This is a genomic window from Mesorhizobium sp. M1E.F.Ca.ET.041.01.1.1, from assembly GCF_003997355.1.
Lineage (GTDB): Bacteria > Pseudomonadota > Alphaproteobacteria > Rhizobiales > Rhizobiaceae > Mesorhizobium.
The window spans coordinates 1-1597 of record NZ_RZSL01000931.1 but is presented as its reverse complement, the minus strand read 5'-3'; the positions used below and the strand labels follow the sequence as shown (position 1 = coordinate 1597).

3 protein-coding genes and 1 pseudogene are annotated in these 1597 nt (G+C 66.4%); 1 reads left to right on the top strand and 3 read right to left on the bottom strand.

All coding sequences use genetic code 11. The annotated features are described in order from the left end of the window. Positions 1 to 160 (bottom strand): LysR family transcriptional regulator (locus tag EOA38_RS36035; protein ID WP_145966268.1); only part of this gene is annotated, 160 nt, incomplete at its 3' end. Between the two features lie 116 nt (positions 161 to 276). On the opposite strand from EOA38_RS36035, the gene EOA38_RS36030 reads away from it, so the two are divergent. Further along, complete coding sequence (locus EOA38_RS36030; RefSeq protein WP_126094892.1) at positions 277 to 567, top strand: muconolactone Delta-isomerase family protein; 291 nt, start codon at positions 277 to 279, stop codon at positions 565 to 567. 121 nt (positions 568 to 688) lie between these two features. Here EOA38_RS36030 and EOA38_RS40755 read toward each other — a convergent pair. Beyond that, a pseudogene (locus tag EOA38_RS40755) lies at positions 689 to 854 on the bottom strand (efflux RND transporter permease subunit); the annotation flags it as partial. 46 nt (positions 855 to 900) lie between these two features. Further along, positions 901 to 1597 (bottom strand): FadR/GntR family transcriptional regulator (locus tag EOA38_RS36025; RefSeq protein ID WP_145966267.1); only part of this gene is annotated, 697 nt, incomplete at its 5' end.

Genomic DNA, 1597 nt, shown 5'->3' with positions numbered 1-1597 from the left:
GCCTGGCGCGCTCGAACAGCGCCACGCCGAGCTGCTCCTCGAGCTGCATGATTTGGCGGCTCAAAGGTGACTGCGAGATGTGCAGCTGCTCGGCGGCGCGGCCGACATTGCCGGCCTCGGCGACGGCGACGAAATACCTTATTTGGCGCAGGTCGAGCATTTGTTGCTCCGATAGCTCAAGTCCTTCTAGATCTGAACTTTATCCTAATCAGTCTTGGACAGTCTGACCATATGGCGCGATACCTCCCGCATCAACAGGCCACAAAGGAGACCGCCATGCAGTTCTTTGCCCTTCTCACCCGCAACACCCAGAAGTTCAGCGACGCCGATTTCGCGCCGCTGCTGCCACCCGAGTCCGAGCAGCGCAAGACCCTCTATGCGCAAGGCGCCGTGCGCCAGATCTGGAACCGCGGCGACATCCCCGGCAGCGGCATGATGTTCGAGGCGGCGGACGAGAAGGAGGTGCGCGGCCATCTCGCCACGCTGCCGCTGATCGAGGCCGGCATGATGGACATCGCGGCGATCGTGCCGCTCAACCCCTATCCTGGCTTCGGTCCGAAGCGCTGAGACCGGGGCGCAGATCGGTGCTGCCGCTCCCCCGGCAGCACCTACGATCGACCGAAAATGCGACGGAAAATGCCACCCCGCGACGCATCGATGTGGCGCTCCGGCAGAGGGCGGGCGAGCACGTAAGCAACTGCGAGACGATGAGGCCGCCGACGATCGCGACGCCGAGCGGCTGGCGCAGTTCCGCCCGGTGCCGGTCTCGAGCGCCAGTGGCAGCGCGCCGAGCAGGGCCGCGAAGGTCGCATCATGATCGGCCGGAAGCGCTGGATGCTCGCCTTGTGGATTGCTACGCGGACAACCCTTCCTGGCGCTCGGAGCGAACGCCCCGCACGACTAGGACGCGCCCGTCAATTCCACCGCGCTGCGGACTCGGGCCAGCACCTCGCTCAGCATTTCGTGCATGGCTTGGCGCGCCATGGCGGCATCGCCCGCCTCGATCGCCCTCAGCACCTTTCCATGAGCGTGGAGATCGCCCACCGGGTGACCGAAGAGCGCATTGGTGGTCGGCACGCTGTATTGCAGCGCCGTGTGGATCAATGCCGATAGCGGCAGGAAGAAGCGGTTGCCGGTGGCCGCCAGCACCGCCTCGTGGAAGGCGGCGTCCGACGACACCGGATCGCCCTGGCCGGAGGACGCCGCCCGCATCGCCTCGAAGGCCTCGCGGATGGCGGCGATCTCGTTGGTGTCATTCCGGCTCGCGGCCAGGGCCGCCGCCTCGCACTCGAAGGCGAGGCGCACTTCCAGCAGTTCGATGATGAAATGGCGCGGCGTAGCGCTCTCGCGCAGCCAGCCCAGCACCGACGGGTCCAAGAAATTCCAGTCCTTCATCGGCCGGATGCGCGATCCGCGGCGCGGCCTTGTGAGCAGCAGGCCCTTGGCCGACAGGATCTTCACCGCCTCACGCGCTGCGCTTCGGCTGGCCCCGAAGCGGACGCAGACCTCCTCCTCGCCAAGCAGCGTGGCGCCGGGTGGAAAGAGCCCGCCGAGAATCTCGCGGCCGAGAATGTTGGTTATCTCATCGGTCACCGAC

What these genes read in the sequence shown, in the direction of transcription:
- EOA38_RS36030 (WP_126094892.1), top strand. Translation starts at nt 277, where the DNA reads ATGCAGTTCTTTGCCCTTCTCACCCGCAACACCCAGAAGTTCAGCGAC.